15 protein-coding genes and 4 tRNA genes are annotated in these 17,702 nt (G+C 48.2%); all 19 read right to left on the bottom strand.

Translation table 11 applies throughout. The features are described from left to right. Positions 1 to 129 (bottom strand): GTP-binding protein (locus M0Q40_00435; protein ID MCK9221087.1); only part of this gene is annotated, 129 nt, incomplete at its 3' end. Positions 130 to 271: 142 nt separating this feature from the next. Beyond that, positions 272 to 347, bottom strand: a tRNA-Thr gene (locus M0Q40_00430). A gap of 1 nt (position 348) precedes the next feature. Continuing rightward, a tRNA-Met gene (locus M0Q40_00425) sits at positions 349 to 424 on the bottom strand. Between the two features lie 27 nt (positions 425 to 451). Further along, positions 452 to 537: transfer RNA gene (locus M0Q40_00420), tRNA-Tyr, on the bottom strand. Between the two features lie 94 nt (positions 538 to 631). Then, positions 632 to 707: transfer RNA gene (locus M0Q40_00415), tRNA-Thr, on the bottom strand. A 657-nt stretch (positions 708 to 1,364) separates the two neighbouring features. Beyond that, on the bottom strand, positions 1,365 to 2,630 hold the full coding sequence (locus M0Q40_00410; GenBank protein MCK9221086.1) for a hypothetical protein: 1,266 nt from the start codon (positions 2,628 to 2,630) through the stop codon (positions 1,365 to 1,367). Continuing rightward, the gene (locus tag M0Q40_00405; GenBank protein MCK9221085.1) at positions 2,630 to 3,733 is read right to left on the bottom strand and encodes an alkaline phosphatase; all 1,104 of its coding nucleotides are present in this window, start codon (positions 3,731 to 3,733) and stop codon (positions 2,630 to 2,632) included. Before M0Q40_00405 ends, M0Q40_00410 begins: the two co-directional genes overlap by 1 nt. 327 nt (positions 3,734 to 4,060) lie before the next feature. Further along, positions 4,061 to 5,458 (bottom strand): arylsulfatase, encoded by a 1,398-nt coding sequence (locus tag M0Q40_00400; protein ID MCK9221084.1) that lies wholly within the window; start codon positions 5,456 to 5,458, stop codon positions 4,061 to 4,063. Between the two features lie 143 nt (positions 5,459 to 5,601). Then, complete coding sequence (locus M0Q40_00395) at positions 5,602 to 6,891, bottom strand: extracellular solute-binding protein (protein MCK9221083.1); 1,290 nt, start codon at positions 6,889 to 6,891, stop codon at positions 5,602 to 5,604. Positions 6,892 to 7,209: 318 nt separating this feature from the next. Continuing rightward, positions 7,210 to 8,208, bottom strand: coding sequence for a LacI family transcriptional regulator (locus tag M0Q40_00390; GenBank protein ID MCK9221082.1), 999 nt, complete (start codon positions 8,206 to 8,208; stop codon positions 7,210 to 7,212). Between the two features lie 232 nt (positions 8,209 to 8,440). Further along, positions 8,441 to 9,097: an RNA polymerase sporulation sigma factor SigH gene (sigH, locus tag M0Q40_00385; GenBank protein MCK9221081.1), complete on the bottom strand. Its 657-nt coding sequence runs from the start codon at positions 9,095 to 9,097 to the stop codon at positions 8,441 to 8,443. 30 nt (positions 9,098 to 9,127) lie between these two features. After that, positions 9,128 to 9,877 (bottom strand): 23S rRNA (guanosine(2251)-2'-O)-methyltransferase RlmB, encoded by a 750-nt coding sequence (rlmB, locus tag M0Q40_00380; protein MCK9221080.1) that lies wholly within the window; start codon positions 9,875 to 9,877, stop codon positions 9,128 to 9,130. A gap of 49 nt (positions 9,878 to 9,926) precedes the next feature. Then, on the bottom strand, positions 9,927 to 10,334 hold the full coding sequence (locus M0Q40_00375; protein MCK9221079.1) for a ribonuclease III: 408 nt from the start codon (positions 10,332 to 10,334) through the stop codon (positions 9,927 to 9,929). Then, positions 10,319 to 11,701: a cysteine--tRNA ligase gene (cysS, locus tag M0Q40_00370; GenBank protein ID MCK9221078.1), complete on the bottom strand. Its 1,383-nt coding sequence runs from the start codon at positions 11,699 to 11,701 to the stop codon at positions 10,319 to 10,321. The genes M0Q40_00375 and cysS overlap by 16 nt, the downstream gene beginning before the upstream one ends. Positions 11,702 to 11,716: 15 nt before the next feature. Then, complete coding sequence (cysE, locus tag M0Q40_00365; protein ID MCK9221077.1) at positions 11,717 to 12,385, bottom strand: serine O-acetyltransferase; 669 nt, start codon at positions 12,383 to 12,385, stop codon at positions 11,717 to 11,719. A gap of 123 nt (positions 12,386 to 12,508) precedes the next feature. Then, positions 12,509 to 13,267, bottom strand: a complete 759-nt coding sequence (locus tag M0Q40_00360) for an AAA family ATPase (protein MCK9221076.1) — start codon at positions 13,265 to 13,267, stop codon at positions 12,509 to 12,511. A gap of 17 nt (positions 13,268 to 13,284) precedes the next feature. After that, the gene (locus M0Q40_00355; GenBank protein ID MCK9221075.1) at positions 13,285 to 15,684 is read right to left on the bottom strand and encodes an AAA family ATPase; all 2,400 of its coding nucleotides are present in this window, start codon (positions 15,682 to 15,684) and stop codon (positions 13,285 to 13,287) included. A 14-nt stretch (positions 15,685 to 15,698) separates the two neighbouring features. After that, positions 15,699 to 16,895 carry a nickel pincer cofactor biosynthesis protein LarC gene (larC, locus tag M0Q40_00350; protein MCK9221074.1) on the bottom strand — a complete coding sequence of 399 codons (1,197 nt, stop codon included), beginning with the start codon at positions 16,893 to 16,895 and terminating at the stop codon, positions 15,699 to 15,701. Positions 16,896 to 16,900: 5 nt separating this feature from the next. Next, positions 16,901 to 17,701, bottom strand: a complete 801-nt coding sequence (locus M0Q40_00345; protein ID MCK9221073.1) for a hypothetical protein — start codon at positions 17,699 to 17,701, stop codon at positions 16,901 to 16,903. Position 17,702 lies beyond the last annotated feature (1 nt).

Raw genomic sequence — 17,702 nt, 5'->3', positions numbered from 1 at the left:
CGCGCCTCCAGCCACATGCGCAAGAACTGTTGTTATCGCTGCGGTCAAGGTAGTCTTACCATGGTCTACGTGACCGATGGTTCCAATGTTTACGTGTGGTTTAGTTCTTTCAAATTTCTGCTTAGCCACAGGAATCACTCCTCTTGCCGTTGAGGCATGTCCTTCAATTACCACTATATGTAGTAAGTACTACGGTGTTCTGGATATAACATAAACCCAGGATACTACAAAAAGCCCTTCCAATTATATAAAGGGCTAAATATATACTAGATGGAGCCGGCAACCAGAATCGAACTGGTGACCTCATCCTTACCATGGATGCGCTCTACCTACTGAGCTATGCCGGCATGGTTGCGGGGGCTGGACTTGAACCAACAACCTCCGGGTTATGAGCCCGACGAGCTACCAATTGCTCCACCCCGCGCCGCAAATTAAAGGACGGTTCGAAAAATGGTGGAGGGAGTAGGATTCGAACCTACGAAGGCATCACCAGCAGATTTACAGTCTGCCCCCTTTGGCCAGCTCGGGAATCCCTCCACGTTAGCCCATGTATGAGCTCACATCATATATCAGAACCACCGCAGGCATTGTAACATCATTGCTGCAACAAGTCAATACCTTTTGGTGAATCTGGAGCCAGCGGGGGGACTTGAACCCCCAACCTTGGCCTTACAAGGACCCTGCTCTACCGCTTGAGCTACACTGGCTTATCTTCTTTCAAAGGACTGATGCAGGTGTTATTATAGCGGAATTGTTCGACCTTGTCAATAACACGCGACCACGGCTTTTTACTTTATCTTATATCTATGAATCCTTCATCGAGCATATGAGCCATGGGTGGCTAAAACCGGTCTGCAAGACAGCTTTCAAGTTACCAGTTCCGCACTCCAACGCTTGGGACAGCTAGTTATCTACTTAACTCCTGGGAATAGCTATTCTAAAACTAGCGGCTTTGGATATAGCGGCCTACAAGAAAAGCCTTTTACCCATGTGTAGAATCATCAAAACGCGCACCCACGTACCCAATTCAATCACCTATTAAGTCAAACCTCGGTCCATCTAAGGCCCGCGGGTAACAATGCAAATTGCTTAGCAATTCGAAAGTCCGGAAGTGTCCAGGAACCACTCGCTGCGTGCACAACCTGCGACTGGTCTTGCCAATCTACTTGGGCCAACTCCTAGTAAAGGGTTCTCATGCAAATTGGAACTAGAACCCGGGACCGGCTAGGATCATTAGCTCAGAACCAAATGTGAGAAGTACTAGTACTTCAAGCGATAAGCTTAGCACCAAAAGTAAGACGCTAAGGCGGTGCCAATATGCCAACCTTAGCGCCTGCGAGGTCATTCAATTAGGGCTGAGCTAACTAGGGTTGCCAGAGCACATAGTACTGATTACCCGAAGTCACAAGCCCTACGGGGATTCCAAACTCCGTCTCGAGGGTAACACTAAATAGACCGTTCGCTTCATCAACTGGGATCGCGAACGATACAACAATGGGGTCCTTTGTTACCTGGTCCAGCTGCTGCTCAAGGATGAGTTGTCGCTTACCTTGTTGCTCGCCGGGTTTTCTAAAAGTAGCATATAGGCGAAGCATCAGATCTTGTGCTGTGCCGTTTTGGCTCTGTATCTCCGCCGATCCGATTAAGACGTCCTGTTGGATTCGTAGCTGTCCAAAACTAATTCGCAGATCCGCCGCCACCACTCGTAATGGCTTTGCGCCCAGCAACCATACCTTACCGTCTTCATCGACATAGCTGAATCGAAGAACAACGTCTCCAAACGGCAACTCATTCGCCGAAAAGGGTAGCAGCATGGCTTGATCACGCGTGGAGGCTTTCACTCCGCAAAGGGTCTTGGCGTTCAACCCGTCGTCAGCAACTAGGGTAAAGACCCCTTGAAAGTCCCTAACATCCTGTGGTAAGTACAAGGCCAGTTCCTCATTGCGGTTAATCCGCATGAAAAGTAGTCGATTGAAATCGGCCCCCTCTTTTTGCCTTAGGTCCCAGGGAGAATCGAGCGGGACCATGTATGATGAGGTCGTAAACTCCTCGTACTCTACCCCGGGGCTAGGAGCAATCACTGGGTAAAGGGGTGTGGTTATTGGCTGAAGAGTAAGGGCTTTGGCAGTAACTCGCTTGTCTAGGGTCAGGTCATATAAACCCACCAATGCCTCCCCGGTTTGTGAATCATAACTAAGCTCCGCTTGGTATGTATGGCCTACTTCCGGAGGTGATGAACAGATACTAACATATGATGAGTCGGCCAAGAAGCCTGCGCCGCGTTTGGGGGAGATCTTGTCTGGGAGAGACCCGGCATTACTTTGTAGCTGTATACCCCACGTCGGGAACCACCCTAAGGTGATTTCACTCCAGACCAGTGCCAGTGCACGGGGTGTCGTATCCGGCATTTGACTGAATCCTACTAGCCACATCCCCTTTGAAGCGGTAAGGGCCTCTTTGCTATCTATCCGAAAGCGGGTCTGCAAAGAAACAGGCGAGGTAGGATCAATGGCTCCAAGGGTGATAACTTGGGATGCTAAAGCAACCTCCACCCAACTTGCAGCATGTAGCGTCAATAGTAAAAGTAGAACACAGCAAGAGAAAAGCAGCTCGTGTTTATGACTGGCCACTACTGTGCACCCCCTGTCTGTAATCCCATCAGCTCAATTGCAGTTCGCCCGATATCGGAAATATGTTCCGCATCTTCTTTGAATCTTTCGGACCCAGGGCCAAAGACTCTTAAGGGAACAGACGCTGCCGTATGACCACCGGTAGTAAAGTAGAAAGAGTATTCCTTCAAAATCTCTGTGATGAGTTCTAATAAGGTTCCCTGGTGAACCACAGACTCGGTTAGTTCGGTGATGCCCGCATGTTCTTCAAAGAGGAGCTTCAGATCTGCTTCGGGAGTGGCCATGATCGCATCTGCAATCTTCTTCGCTATCGAAGAGACACCTTCATTAATCACCTTCGGTGAGAAGGAGGGACCAGTGCCAATCGTTAGACCACCGGTTTCGTGATCTGCGGTGACAATTACAACCGTATCGTTCCGTTCTTCCGCGAAGGTAAGGGCAACAGCAACAGCTTGGTCAAAGGCTAAGGTCTCGTTCACATTACGGCGCAGATCGTTCGCGTGTCCTGCGTGATCAATGCGCGAGCCTTCGATCATGAGGAAGAAGCCCTTTTCGTTCTGGGACAAGACATCTAGCGCCACTTGGGTCATCTCCGCAATGCTTGGTTCAAGCAAGGTTCGCTCTACTTCATATGTCATTGTTGTTGGGGCAAAAAGGCCAACAAGCCTAATCGGAATAGCCGTGTCCCAAGCAAGGAGTTGCTGCCGGGTCCGGACTAACTTGCACTCAGTTGGCTCCAACCGTTCTTCACCCTGGATCTGTACAAAAAGATTCGCACCTCCGCCCAGGAGTACATCCGGCTTGGTCTCGAAAATGGCCTGTTCCAGAATATCTGTATAATCGCTTCGGTTCGGCACGTTTGCTAAAAAGGCCCCCGGAGTAGCTCCAAAGACCTCATCGGTCACGACAACACCGACCCCTTTCCCTGCAGCCTGGGCCAATTTGAGAATAGAGGTAAGCCGCTCACCACTAGGGCTCATGGCCACCATACCATTGTTGGTCCGGTACCCGGTTGCAAGAGAAGTCCCGGCCGCCGCTGAATCAGTTACCGCATGGCTTAAAGATGCTGTGTTCACTTGATGTTGTATGGGCATCGTATCCATAGCAAGTGGAGCCCCGTTCACTACACAGGCTCTGCATTCACTTGGACGAGACCCATTCCATCACCGATATATAGATAATGTTTGTCGCTACTGCATCGCTTACCTGCGCATAGATAACTGCCCCAAGAGGGAGTAGCAAGCCCAACAGTACAATTGAGAAGATGGATACCAGCATTTTTTGACGCATTGCTTTGCCCGCAAATAGTGGCGGGCGTGCATCAAACACTATAAATCACCTACCCCTTGCTATACTGACGTTTCTTCCTTCGCCCTGCATCCGCCTTCAACCTTAGTTCGGGTATTTGGAGATCGCCTCATCATCGAGTATCACTTGAAGATGCCAGGTATTAGGGCGCTCACTGGTCGACCAGTAACTAAGGATCCATTCTGAACATAGCCTTCGGGACGGTGCTGTAGCTCTTGGACCATAATCCGGCGCCAGTGCTCAAGACGAGGTTTGGCATCGGTACATTGCACAAGATCATGAAGTTCTAAAGGATCGGATCGCAGATCGAAAAGCTGCTCACGGCCGGTCTGGGAAAACCAGATGTACTTCTCTTTGCCATCGGTTAACCAATGATTGGATGCACCCCCGTGTGCATGCTCACCGTGAATGTAGTCTCTCCATTTGGGTGTTTCGCCTCGCGCATAGGAAAGAAAGCTCATCCCATCAACCGACGGGGGAATAGTACACTCAGCCGCTTCAAGCATTGTAGGCAGAATGTCACGTAGTTCGACCGGAACATCATAGACACCAGCTCGCCTGGGTGAGTAGCTCCGCGGGAGATGAAGAATCATCGGAATCCGTGCTGATCCCTCATAGGGTAGTGACTTCCGAAACAGATGGTGATCACCAAGCAACTCCCCATGATCCGAGGTAAAAAGGATCAATGTGTTATCAAGAACATTGTTCTCGTAAAGTCCCTTTAGAAAGCGCCCGATCTGGTGATCGATGTGAGTAATGCACCCGTAGTACCCCGCCAATAGGCGCCTCAATTCATGTTCTCGAAGCTGTCCAATACCGGCATCGGTGGGCAAACCGGGGTTTTGGGGTACATCCGCAGCAACCCAATCACCGATGGGCGGCAACGGAAGATCACGTTGCAGGTACATATTAAGATAGTACTCCGGTGGATCAAGGGGCGCATGGGGCCGCACAAAGGACATCCAAAGGAAAAATGGCTTATCCGGATCTCGTCTTTGAAGGAAACGAATGGACTCATGCACTACCCAATTTGTGGGATGCAGGCGTTCAGGCAAGTGCCACGGTCTAGCCATCCATGAATTGCAGTCAATCCCATGCTCCGCATAATCCACATCGGGACCAGCTTTCTCCCGAAGCCATGCAATGTAATCATCAGAGCTTCGACCTCTTTCAGAACGTCTGTAATAGTGGAGATATCCGTCATGCAATACTACGTTGTGAAACCCTTGCAGACTCCGCGGAGGATGAAAGTGCATTTTTCCAATGCCCTGGGTGTGATATCCTGCTCTTGCCAGCTCACCCGGTAATGTTATTGGGTAATGCCATGGAACACCGTCTTGGTACCCAACACGTCCGTGATGCTCTTGTTTTAGACCGGTCAAGATACTGGCTCTGGCTGCGATACAAGTCGGTGTGGCCGAGTATGCCCGAGAGAAGCGTACACCGGTGCTAGCTAGATGGTCCAAATTGGGGGTCTCGACTACGGGATGTCCCGCAACTCCTAGACAATCACCACGCATTTGATCCACAGTAATTAAAACTAGGTTCAACCGTTTCGACAATGCAGATCCCTCCAAGGATAAACGAAGACCATAAATACTAACATAGTCAAGGCAAGGATTCCTGCGACCACACTCCCCGCCTCGACTATCGTTTTGTCTGCCTAGGGAATTAGACCATCACGTTCCATCTCGGCTAGTAAAAGTCGATTTGCTTCCTTCAGCGCGTTGTCCGCAGGTTCCTCCAAGTTAAAGATCTTATTCTTCGCTGCGTTGAACAGGCGTTGGGCGGTACCAAGTGCGGGATGAGGATAGTGGGCCGTTGTAATCTCAGCCTCCGCCAGACTACGAACGTACCACATAGTAGCCGGATCATCAATATAATCGGGTAAAACTCCGTAAAGGTCAATCCCTGCACCCATCCAACCTACAGCGGAAAAGAGATCTAGCTGAAACTCTACATCAGTTGCCAGGAATTCAATAAGCCTCATACTTATCTCAGGGTATTCGGCCCCCACAGGAATAGCAAGACCCCAGCTAAAGAGGCGCTGGGTCTTCATACCATCAACGTGGGGCGACCAGGTTGTAAGTAAGTTGATGCCAGGGTTAGTAGTTTGGATTGTGCGAGGAGCATAAGAACCAAGCATAGTAGTGGCAACTTTTTGGGTGGAAATCACGTACCACCCGTCGCTTCCGCCAAACGCCGGATATTTCTGATACACACGTTCTGTAAGGAGTTCAAATCCTTGGACAAATTCCGGACTGTCGAGTTGCGGAAGATGCGTATCATGGTTCAGCCACATTGCATTCCACAAAGGCTCGATATTATTCAGGCTTGTATTCTGACCATTGCGTGGATCAAATCCGATCCGTTCAACACTTCCATCTGCATTAATACGTGTTAGTTTATCCGCATAGTCAAGAAACTCAGGCCAGGTCAGTGCCTCATCTGGATTGACCGCCAAGCCAGCCTCATTAACCATATCTTTGTTCCACAGCATACCAGCCCGTGGGCCAGACTCAAGGGCAGGAACCGAATAGGTCCGGCCATTCATTTTCGCATTGTCCCACATCGCGGGCAGTATCTTTGGTTCTAGTTGGAACTGTGCAATTAAGTCATCTAGTTCCATGAGCACTCCGCTTTGCGCCATTTCTGCAGTCCTTACAGCATCCACGCTTAGTATATCTGGCGCTACTCCGCTTACTATCCGCACGACCACATCATCCCAGGTCCCTCGCTGACGCACTTCCACATTAATACCAGGATTGGCCTCTTCGAAACGTGAAATGCCAGCTTTAATTACATCGATTATCTCTTGTTGCCAACTGTTCAAGATGACTTCGAGGGTAATCGTATCGCTATCTGCCCGGACTATTAGCGATGTGCATAAAACCATTATTCCCACTACGACGAACCAAGAACACCTAATAATTCTTTGAAATGTAGTACTCAACTCGCCACCTCCAAAATGGATTTTGAAATTCACTTAGACTGCCAGTATTCAGTTAACCCATCGCTATGTGCATTTCCTCTGAATCAACTAATCTGAATTTCTCACCAATCTGCCTTGTGGGATGCTAATCACAACCGATAAGTTGGCAAAGCAACCATCTCCTGAACGAACTGTTCTATCGGCCTCCTTTCATCCAAAATCTCGTCTTAGATGCAATTATTGGATAATCTTGCCTTTTAATCTACAAATGACTCCTTGCATCGTAATTGCACTAGGCTACTTCCATGGTCTGTTTTGCATAGTATATTGTATAGTGCGTTACACCGCTTTCGCTCTGAGTAAGGAAGAGCCGCGAACAATAAGCTTTACATCATAAAGTAGTTTGGTCTGCTGTACACCACTACTGTCTCTGACCAGCTGAATCAGCATTTTCGTGGCTTCCTCAGCCATTTCATAAAGTGGGTATTGCACACTTGATAAGGCTGGCCGCAAGGATTGCGCCAGGATGGTATCATCAAACCCAACAAGTCCTGCATCATCTGGCACTACCATGCCAACGCTCTCCAAAGTATCTTTGACATCCAATGCCACGTGGTCATTAAAACAAACAAAGCCATAGGGAGAAGGATGTTCACGCAATGTCGGTAAGTAATCCCGCAAGTCATCCTGATGAATCTTCAAGGGATGCTGTTGCGTATCCTCTGAAATCGCCCGAACATATCCTCTGAAACGTTCTCTGTCCGCTGGGCTGTCTTCCATGAAGCAGACATACACAATAGTCTTGTACCCCTGGTCGATCAAATGCCTTGTAGAAAGGTACGCACCTTTGAGACTATCCGCGTATACATAGTTGATCAACGGGTCATCAACTTGCCGATTAACAAGTACAAAAGGCATGTTTGCATCACGAACACGTTTCACTACGGCATCATCAATGATACTATAAAGAAAAAGAATGCCGTCTACTCGTTTCCGATCTAAGAACCGTTCTATTCGATATTTATCTATGTTCTCTCCTAGAACAATATTTAGATCATTGTCAAAACATACTTTATTTACTCCGCTCAGTATAGTACCCGTGACAAATGTCATGCCACGCAGCCAGGAACCAGGCCCAACTACGGCAATATTGCCGGAACAACGCCACACGGTATTCCTAGCAGCAGGGCTCGGGGTATAATCCAGTTCAGCAATAGCCTTGGCAATCCGTTCTGCAGTTTCTGGACGCATCTGATCGGTCTTATGGTTAAGGTAATTGGAAACGGTTGTTCTTGACACCCCTGCTCTTTTCGCTACTTTCATAATGTTTACACTCATATCCACTTCCATCTTTCTGAATCGCTTCCGTATCCTAATCTAGTAATTCTACATCACAATGCAGTTCTCCTGCCGGTCCATACTATTTTCCGTTTGTCGCTTCGGGCTTCCGACTGAAGAAACGCTGAATCGATTCACTAGTGGTGTGGAAGAATACCGTAGTCTATGTCCTATGCGTTCGGGCTTAGACAGCTCTCGGTAGTCATACCGAGAGCCCAACTGGGTGGAATCGTCACACCGCTATATTCCTCTCCGTTAAATACCTTTCGACCTTGCGTTTAATCCGCTGTAAGGCATTATCTATAGACTTGACGTGCCGTTTCAGCAAGACCGCAATCTCTTGGTATGATTTACCATCAAGGTAAAATACCAGGACTTCCTTTTCCAGATCACTCAAAAGCTTGTTCATCTGTCGGCAGATATCATTAAATTCTTCCTTACTAATCAGGAGCTCTTCGGGATCGGTAACATGTTGGCTAGATAGAATATCTAGTAGCGTACGTTCGGATTCTTCATCGTGGATCGGTTTATGTAAAGATACATATGTATTTAAAGGAGTGTGTTTTTGTCGACTGGCTGTCTTCACAGCGGTGATGATCTGCCGCGTTACGCAAAGCTCCGCAAATGCTCGGAAGGAAGCTGGCTTTTCCACACGGAAATCCCGGATCGCTTTGTATAATCCAATCATTCCCTCTTGAACGATATCCTCATGGTCGGCTCCCATTAGGAAGTACGACCTGGCCTTGGTTTGGACAAATCCTCTGTATTTATGTAGCAGAAAGTTTAGTGCAACATCATCTCCACCACGGGCTCGCTCCACTACTTGTTCATCGTTAAGAACCGCTAGTTCTTCGATCACAAAGGTATTAGAGTAAAATGCCAACTCCATCGCCCCCAGATGATATTGGTAGCCACCCGGCTAGCCAAACTGCCGCTGACGAATCACTTCGAAAATCAGTAAAGCAGCAGATACGGCTGCATTTAAGGAACTTATCTGACCTTTCATGGGTATGCGCGTCAGAAAATCGCAGTGCTCCTCCACTAATCTACTTAAGCCTGTACCTTCAGATCCAATTACCAATCCTAAGGGCATCGTGAAATCTGCCTGAAAATAGACTTGGGACGCGTTGGCACTGGCACCAGCTATCCATAATCCTCGTTCTTTCAACGCTTCAATTGTGCGAACAAGATTCGTCACCTGTACTATTTTCACATACTCTAGGGCCCCAGCGGCTACCTTGGCCACCGTGGCATTTACTCCCACCGAACGTCGTTTCGGCAAAATAATGCCATCTACACCAGCGGCTTCAGCTGACCGAAGTAATGAGCCTAGGTTCTGGGGATCCTGCCAGTGATCGAGTAGGATAACAAGAGGCACTTTACTCTTCCCTAGACTCTCCATCAGTAGGTCAAACTCAGTGTAGGAGAAGGGTTCCACCAAGGCAACGACGCCTTGATGATTCTGACCCTGAGTTAATTCATCCAGTTCACCTGTATTCACATACTCAACGGGAATCCCTGCCTGCAAAGCCCTTTGTTTAATTGTATGCAAGACGTCAGTTGACTTAGTCCTGTTCTGGGCTTGTCTGGGCAGAACAATTTTGTGAATAACCCGACCAGCTCCGATCGCTTCTAGAACTGGATTGCGTCCGAAAATCAACCTTTCCACAGGGTTAGATACCCCTTTCCTTCCGCCGCTATCAATTGGCATAGATTCACTATAGTTCTCCACTCTGTAGGATCTGCTGCAGTCTTTGCGTTTGGCCGGTAATAAACAGGAAACCAACCAAGGCCTCCAAACCAGTACTCTGTCTATATTTCAGTGGCGAAGTGCTTTTCGGCAGTGTACCTTGCCTACAATTACGACCCCTTCGCACAATCTCCATTTCCTCCGCACTTAACCCCGAAAGGAGTGTCTGTAGAAAGTCGGCCTGGCGACTTGCATTGACCTTGGATACCGTGGCCCGATGCAATTGGTTCATCTTCATTGGGTGCTTTTCCACTAACCAACTGCGCACATACAGTTCATATACCGCATCGCCCACATAGGCCAATACCGACGGTGACAGCTGTTTGGCCTCATGTACACTCATCTGGGGAAAAAGCTCTTTCAGTTCATCTTCCATCGACTACCCTCTTTCGTATCCTCAACGATGATCCCTAGCTTTGCTAGTTCGTCACGAATGAGATCCGAAAGGCGCCAGTTCTTCTCTTGCCGTAGTTGCTCCCGCACGGCCAAGAGTAGCTCCACCAATTCTGCAGAAAGGCCACTATCAATCATAGGTTGCGAGTCCGTTGAGACCACACCTAATATTCCCTCTGCCACTTCAGCTAGGAAGGCATACGCTCCGGCTGCGGCTTCCTCGGTACAATCCGGTCCATTAGCATAGCGCACAACATCAAAACAAACCGCCATAGCCCGGGCCGTATTGAAATCATCATCCATAGCTTCGGTAAAGGCTTCCTGGGCCCAAGGCAGGGGCTCCTTTGCCTCTTCGCCGCCATACCTAGACGCCAACCGCTGGTAGGTCTCAGAGAGTCGCTGCCAACCTTTCTTTGCTTCCTCGATTTTCTCTTCGTTAAACTCCAAAGGACTCCGGTAATGCGTAGATAATATGTAAAACCGGAGAAGCTCCCTATGATACTTGGCTAACAACGTTGATACGGTTAAGAAATTCCCTAGGGATTTGGACATTTTCTCATCGTTAACTGTTACAAGACCGTTATGCAACCAGTACCGAGCAAAGGTGCATCCGGTATGGGACTCGGATTGGGCGATTTCGTTCTCGTGATGGGGAAAAACTAGATCCATACCACCACCGTGGAAATCAAAACCAGCACCTAGGTATTTCAAAGACATGGCGGAACATTCAATGTGCCATCCGGGACGGCCATATCCCCATGGACTGTCCCACCCAGGCTCATCCGGGCTAGATTTTTTCCAGAGGGCAAAGTCCAGGGGATTCCGCTTGTCTGCACTGACGTCGATCCGGGCACCACTTTCTAATTCATCTAACTGCTGCTTCGAAAGCTTGCCATATTCACTAAAAGCTGGCACGTGGAAATATACATCGCCATCAACAACATAAGCAAAGCCCTGCTCGATTAGGTGCTCTACCATTGCAACTATCGCATCAATATGCTGACTCACCTTAGGGTAGTGATCGGCAGGTGCTACCCCTAAAGCTTCCATTGCATCTAGATAATCCTGAATATACTTGCTGGAAAGCTCACCGGTGGATATACCTAATTGTGCGGAACGAGCGATAATCTTATCGTCCACATCAGTGAAGTTTTGGACATAAACCACCTTATATCCTTTTTTCCTCAGGTACTTCCGAATAACATCCCAGACTACGCTTGGACGGGCATGTCCAATATGAGTCTCGTCATAGGGTGTTACCCCACAAACATATATGCTGACCTGTCCCTCATCCCGAGGCATAAAATCTTCTTTTGATCGGGTAAGTGTATTATAGACCCGCAGGCCCATTTAAGTCATTCCCCTCTACGAAGCGTCCGCACTTCGGCCACTTTGCGCTTTTTCAATTTCCGTAATTTTCTCCTCTAGACTATCAATCCGCCGTTGCATACAACGCAACATCTTTTCCACTGGGTCCGGTAGGTTATCGTGGTCTAGGTCCACCCCTTGTACCCGCCGTCCATCCTGAATGACCACTCTTCCGGGAACACCAACAACAGTACTGTTAGGCGGTACCTCTCTTAAGACAACGGCCCCTGCCCCAATTTTAGCATTTTCACCGACACTAAAAGACCCCAATACCTTAGCTCCCGCCGAAATCATCACGTTATTACCAATGGTAGGATGCCTTTTCCCCTTCTCTTTTCCGGTCCCGCCTAGGGTCACACCCTGATACAGGGTCACGTTATCTCCGATCTCCGCTGTTTCCCCAACCACAACACCCATACCGTGGTCAATGAAGAATCCTTTACCGATAACTGCTCCAGGATGAATCTCAATCCCTGTAAAGAACCGGGTTAACTGGGATATAATCCGAGCCACTAGAAAAAGACGCCTGGTATAAAAGAAGTGAGCGATACGGTGCCAAAAGATGGCATGTAAACCGGGGTAACACAAAAGTACCTCAAGCAAGCTCCTTGCCGCCGGGTCTCGTTCAAATACCGCTTTAATATCCGCCTTGAATGTAGCAAACATCCGGGGCCCCCTCACTCCATGTTACAGGTAATCTAAGGCTCAAATAGATAGATCTTTGCTTAATTATACAGATAAGGCTTCTTTGGTGTCAACCGAGGGCTTGCCTATCTATTGCATCCATAACTAAGCAGTCAAGATCTCCGCCAACTTCCGATAAGCACTAGCCCCCTCTACCCGCTTAGCATAAATCATAATCGGTTGGCCTGCTTGGGCTGCTTCAGCAAAACGGATGCTCCTTTTGATCACTACATCAAATACAGGTATCTTGCCATCAAAGGTGGTATTGATCTCCTCAAGAACCGATTTGGAGTGCCTTGTTCGTTCATCATACATCGTTGGTAGTATACCCACGATTTTCAACTTACTGTTCAACTGTAGCCGAACCTTGCCATACATTTTTAACAAGGCCTTGACCCCCCGCAGTGCCAGGAATTCGCAGGCAACGGGAATGAGCATCTCATCGGCAACCGCAAGGGCATTCAATGTTAAGAGGCCCAATGTGGGCTGGCAGTCTATTAAAATAAAGTCGTAGTTATCCCGCACCTCACGTAACACGATTCCTAAGCGCCTTTCCCTAGAGACTGTGCCAATTAAATCCATTTCAGCTAATGACAGATCAATATTGGCCGGAAGAAGATCGGGTCCAAACTCGGTGGTCAACATGATTTCCTTAGCATCGAGCCCGCGCATCATTGCGTTGTAGATCGTCTTAGGTAGTGTATCCGGTTCATATCCACAAGAGACCGTAAGGCCACCTTGGGGATCTAAGTCCACAAATAGTACGCGCTTACCCATTTCCGCAAGTGCCGCACCTAGATTCAGGGTAGACGTAGTCTTACCAACACCCCCCTTTTGATTTGCCACAGCAATAATCCGAGACATGATCCTTCCTCCCTTCTCTAGCCGTCCACATCTTCTTTGAAAGCTGACAAATTTTTGGCCATTTGGGCCAGCTTCTTCTCCACGAGATAGTTAATCGTTCCCTTTTCATAGGTACCATCAGTTCGACGTTTACCTGCAGGTACGCCAGTGACCAGTTCGATACCTTCGTTGACATGCTCCACCGCATAGATGTGAAACAATCCCTCTTCCACGGCACCAACAACTTCTTGGCATAGCATTAAGTTATCCATGTTCCGGTGGGGAATAACCACACCCTGATCACCCGTAAGACCTCTAGCTTTGCACACCGCGAAAAAGCCTTCGATTTTCTCGTTGATCGCCCCCACGGGTTGAACCTCACCCTTTTGGTTGATGGAACCAGTTACTGCCAGGCTTTGATTGACTGGCACTCCCGCTAAACTAGAGAGCAAAGCATAAAGCTCAGCACTGGAAGCACTATCACCATCCACTCCATCATAGCTTTGCTCAAAACAAAGGGTGGCAGATAATGATAGTGGGTATTCCCTAGCGTATTGACCGGCTAGGTAGCCGCTTAGGATTAACACACCCTTGTTGTGGATGCGTCCGTCTAGTCTTGCCTCCCGCTCAATGTTGATGACACCCTCTTCACCTACAAACGTCTCAGCAGTAATTCGACTTGGCTTACCAAACATATAGTCCCCTAGATCAATGACCGCAAGACCGTTGACCTGTCCAACCTCTTTCCCTTCGGTATCAATCAGGATACTACCATCGTTGATTAATTCCTGGATCTTTTCTTCATAGAGGCTGGCCCGGTATCGCCGTTCGGCAATGGCTCGTTGGACATGTTTTCTTTCCACATGTTCACTTCGGTCTGCTGCTGCCCAAGCATCGGCCTCATAAATAGTCTCCAAGACCTGGTTAAACTGGGTACTAAGCTTTCTTTTGTGGGCAGCCAACCTGGAACTGTACTCGATAACTTCGGCCACTGCATCTTTCGTGAAATCCTTTAGGTTATCTTTGTGACATATTGTAGCAATTAGTGAGACGTACTTCTCCACATTGTCGTTGTCCCGATTGGTTTCTGTATCGAAATCCACTTTAACCTTAAATAGCTTTCCAAAATCCTCATCGTAGTTTTCCAGTAGGTAATACAGTGCCGGATTCCCAATTAAGATTACTTTAACATCAATGGGAATGGGCTGAGGTTTTAGCGATGCCATAGGTGTCAGTCCCAACTGTTCGTTAATACCTTCGATCATCACTGAGCCACTTCGCAGCACCCGCTTGATAGCATCCCAAGCAACATAGTTACTCAGTAGATCCTGGGCTTGTAAGACCAGATACCCCCCGTTAGCCCGGTGCATGGCACCGGGCTTTAGCATGCGAAAATCGGTGACAAACATCCCCATCTCACTTCGGTATTCCAGTTTCCCTTGTAGATTATAGTAATTGGGATTGGGCTCAAAAACCACTGGGGCTCCCGATCGGTTACTATTGTCTATGAATAGATTAACCTCATACTTGGCAAGGCCCGCCTCACGACCCATCCTTCGCAGCCATGGAATTGGTAAGCCTCCGTGCTCGTCATCTTTAAGCTCGTCGAGGTTTTCAATCATTTCCTCCTGCATTCGATTAAGATATTCCTGAACCGGAGCGATATCGGCATATTTCTCCTTCAGGTCCAAGAAGGGCTGGAGACTAATATCCTCCACCACAGTCTTTTCTAGTCTATCCACCTGCTTTTTTGCCTCTTTTTCCAGACAGCGCATCTTGCGAATCGTCTCGGACATATGCTCCTGTAGTTCCTTATGTCTAGACTCAAGTCTGCGCTTAAGATCATCATCTAGTTTGAGCATCTCTTCGGAGTCCACTGGTTGACCATCTACAACAGGAATCGCAGATAGCCCTGCGTTGGATCGTTTCAATACAAAGCCCCGCTCTTGGGCAAAGCTCTCCAAATCTACAAAAAGTTGTTGGCTTTCCTTCGTAAAGTCTTCCAAAAGGGCAGCTTTCCTTTTTGCGTATTCCTCTCCTTCAAAGGCCTGCATAATCTGTTCCTGCAGGCTATCTACTAGTTCCCGCACCCAGGTAGCAAATTCCGTTCCGCCTCCCGGTGGAAAATCCAAGGCAATAGGCTCATCGGGCTTGTCAAAATTGTAAACATAACACCAGTCCCGGGGTACGGACTTTTTAGCCGCTACCTCTTTCACCATTTCACGAACATAACTGTTTTTCCCCAACCCCGGTATCCCTGATACGAAAATGTTGTATCCGGCCCGTTCCATGAGCAGCCCGAATTGCATTGCTCGTTCCGCCCTTGGTTGACCAATGATCCCTTGTAGCTGTGGTACGTCCTTTGTTGTTTCAAACCTGAGCTGCTCCATATTGCAGCATGCACGCAAATCATCTTTCGTCAACTTTTTAATTGGCAAATTAGGTCCTCCCACTAGTTCAGTTCGGCAATCTTCTTGCGGGCCTTCTCCTTAGCTCCATCATAGACATCCTTCAAAGGTAAACCAAGGGCCTGTGCTACCTGCTTACATTCCTCATACTCAGGGGCAATATTGACTACCTCCTGTCCAATACGCGCAATCTTAACACCGATGTGATGAACGTCCATATCCACCCTTAGTTTCTCCGCGGATAGTCCATACATTTTCTCTTGGCGAAGCCTAACACCTAGAGTTGTTGTCTCCCGAAACATTACCTGCAAAATGGATTCGACGTTAGAGGGAGATGCAATTACTGTAAGCAGAGTGGCAGGGCGACTTTTCTTGGCCATGATCGGAGTCAAGAAAGCTTCCAGAGCGCCGGCCTCCTGTAACTTAATAAGTACATACTCATAAAACTCAGGATTCATATCATCGATGGTCACTTCCACTGCAACAACAGAGGATCCTTCCCCCGGAAGGTCATGCCACTGGATTGGAGAGGCCTTCTCACCCAAGTAAAGCCGCAGTAAGTTAGGAGACTCTAGTACCCTAGTTCCGGCACCATACCCAATGTGGGTAATGCGCATGTGGGGTGGTGCTTCGAACTTGCATAAAGATGTAAGTAATAGTGCTCCGGTGGGGGTCACTAGTTCCGCTTCAATGTCCGTCTGATAAACCGGATAACCTTTGAGTAATTCCAGGGTAGCTGGTGCCGGTACAGGTATGGTACCGTGTTGGCATTCCACAAAGCCACATCCTAGGGGAATACTTCCGCAGTACATTTCTTCGATCTGTAGGTAATCAATACCGCAGAGGGTGCCAAGAATGTCGACGATGGAATCCACTGCCCCCACCTCGTGGAAATGGACTTTATCTAAAGTAGTATGATGGACCTTCGCCTCCGCCGTAGCTAGCCGTGTAAAAAGCTCGATCCCCTTCGCCTTGATTGTCTCCTTAAGGTCACTTTCTCGAATCAGGTGAACAATGTCCTCTAAATGTCGATGTACGTGCTCTTCTTCGGCTTCGACGATTGCTTTTATGCTCGAAATACCAGATACAACCCTGGTTTCCAGCCCCACTTCATAGCCATGAACATTCACACCAGCTAAGTCCTTGCGCAATTGTTCCGGCGAATATCCCAGCTGAAACAAGGCACCCAAGAACATATCTCCGCTCGCTCCCGAGAAACAGTCTACATATGCTATTTTCAATAGTCTCATCTCCAATGGCCCACAGGGACCTTAGATTCATCTTTGCCAGCCCGCTCCAAGATAGTTCGATACTGCATTTGCCTTTGGCTAAAGGATACCAATCTAGCTGTATACTTCCTCCAAGGAGTGCTCAGTTCAAACTGAAGGGGCCTACGATCTTCCCCGCATACCCAAATGGTCTCTGTCCCTTGATTCCCCTCTAACCGAATAGACGATGCGAGGTAAGTTCCTACCGGTAGATTGAGGATACTGGGTCCATCTTCCGCGTACCACATATCCCCCCGGGCAAGAAGGTTGACTACCCCGGCCGCCTCTGGGCAGTTCTCGTTGGAAATAATCCTGCATAACACGGATAGGAAGTCCAAGTCCCACTGCTTAATCCATACTAATTCCTTAGGACCGCCTTCATCCTCATAGAACAATACCCTCTGCTGGGATCGATCAAATACAAAACAAATACTATAGGCTGTGTCAGCGGTCTTTTCCTGTTGGTGATAAATCAGAGGGACTAAGGTATCTAAATCGATGACTGTCCGCTGCCGGGCGGACCACTGGTTCCAGGTACTCTGCTGTTCTTCCCAGATCACTTGAAGATAATAAACGTTTGTTCTTTCTTCGTAACAAGGCCAGCCAAACTCCAAAATAATGCGCCCGTGATCAGCATCTTCATCCTGTACCTCATAGACAAAGGTCATCCCATAGGGAAGATGTGGTAATTGCTGGGCGAAGGAAGGGCTGACAAACATGATCAGCAGTAGGAGACTAACCCCGATTACGACAGACTTTTTCTTATCTGAGCAGTCCATA

The organism is Limnochordia bacterium, from assembly GCA_023230925.1.
Classification (GTDB): domain Bacteria; phylum Bacillota; class Limnochordia; order DUMW01; family DUMW01; genus JALNWK01.
The sequence above is the reverse complement of the archived record's forward strand: the minus strand, read 5'-3'. Positions and strand labels throughout refer to the sequence as shown.

Excerpts from the sequence above, each read along its gene's own strand:
- sigH (MCK9221081.1), bottom strand. The coding sequence starts at position 9,097 with ATGGAGTTGGCATTTTACTCTAATACCTTTGTGATCGAAGAACTAGCG.
- cysE (MCK9221077.1), bottom strand. The coding sequence starts at position 12,385 with ATGTTTGCTACATTCAAGGCGGATATTAAAGCGGTATTTGAACGAGAC.
- M0Q40_00400 (MCK9221084.1), bottom strand. The coding sequence starts at position 5,458 with ATGCGTGGTGATTGTCTAGGAGTTGCGGGACATCCCGTAGTCGAGACC.
- M0Q40_00375 (MCK9221079.1), bottom strand. The coding sequence starts at position 10,334 with ATGGAAGATGAACTGAAAGAGCTTTTTCCCCAGATGAGTGTACATGAG.
- M0Q40_00345 (MCK9221073.1), bottom strand. The coding sequence starts at position 17,701 with ATGGACTGCTCAGATAAGAAAAAGTCTGTCGTAATCGGGGTTAGTCTC.
- M0Q40_00360 (MCK9221076.1), bottom strand. The coding sequence starts at position 13,267 with ATGTCTCGGATTATTGCTGTGGCAAATCAAAAGGGGGGTGTTGGTAAG.
- M0Q40_00390 (MCK9221082.1), bottom strand. The coding sequence starts at position 8,208 with ATGAGTGTAAACATTATGAAAGTAGCGAAAAGAGCAGGGGTGTCAAGA.
- M0Q40_00405 (MCK9221085.1), bottom strand. The coding sequence starts at position 3,733 with ATGGATACGATGCCCATACAACATCAAGTGAACACAGCATCTTTAAGC.
- cysS (MCK9221078.1), bottom strand. The coding sequence starts at position 11,701 with ATGGGCCTGCGGGTCTATAATACACTTACCCGATCAAAAGAAGATTTT.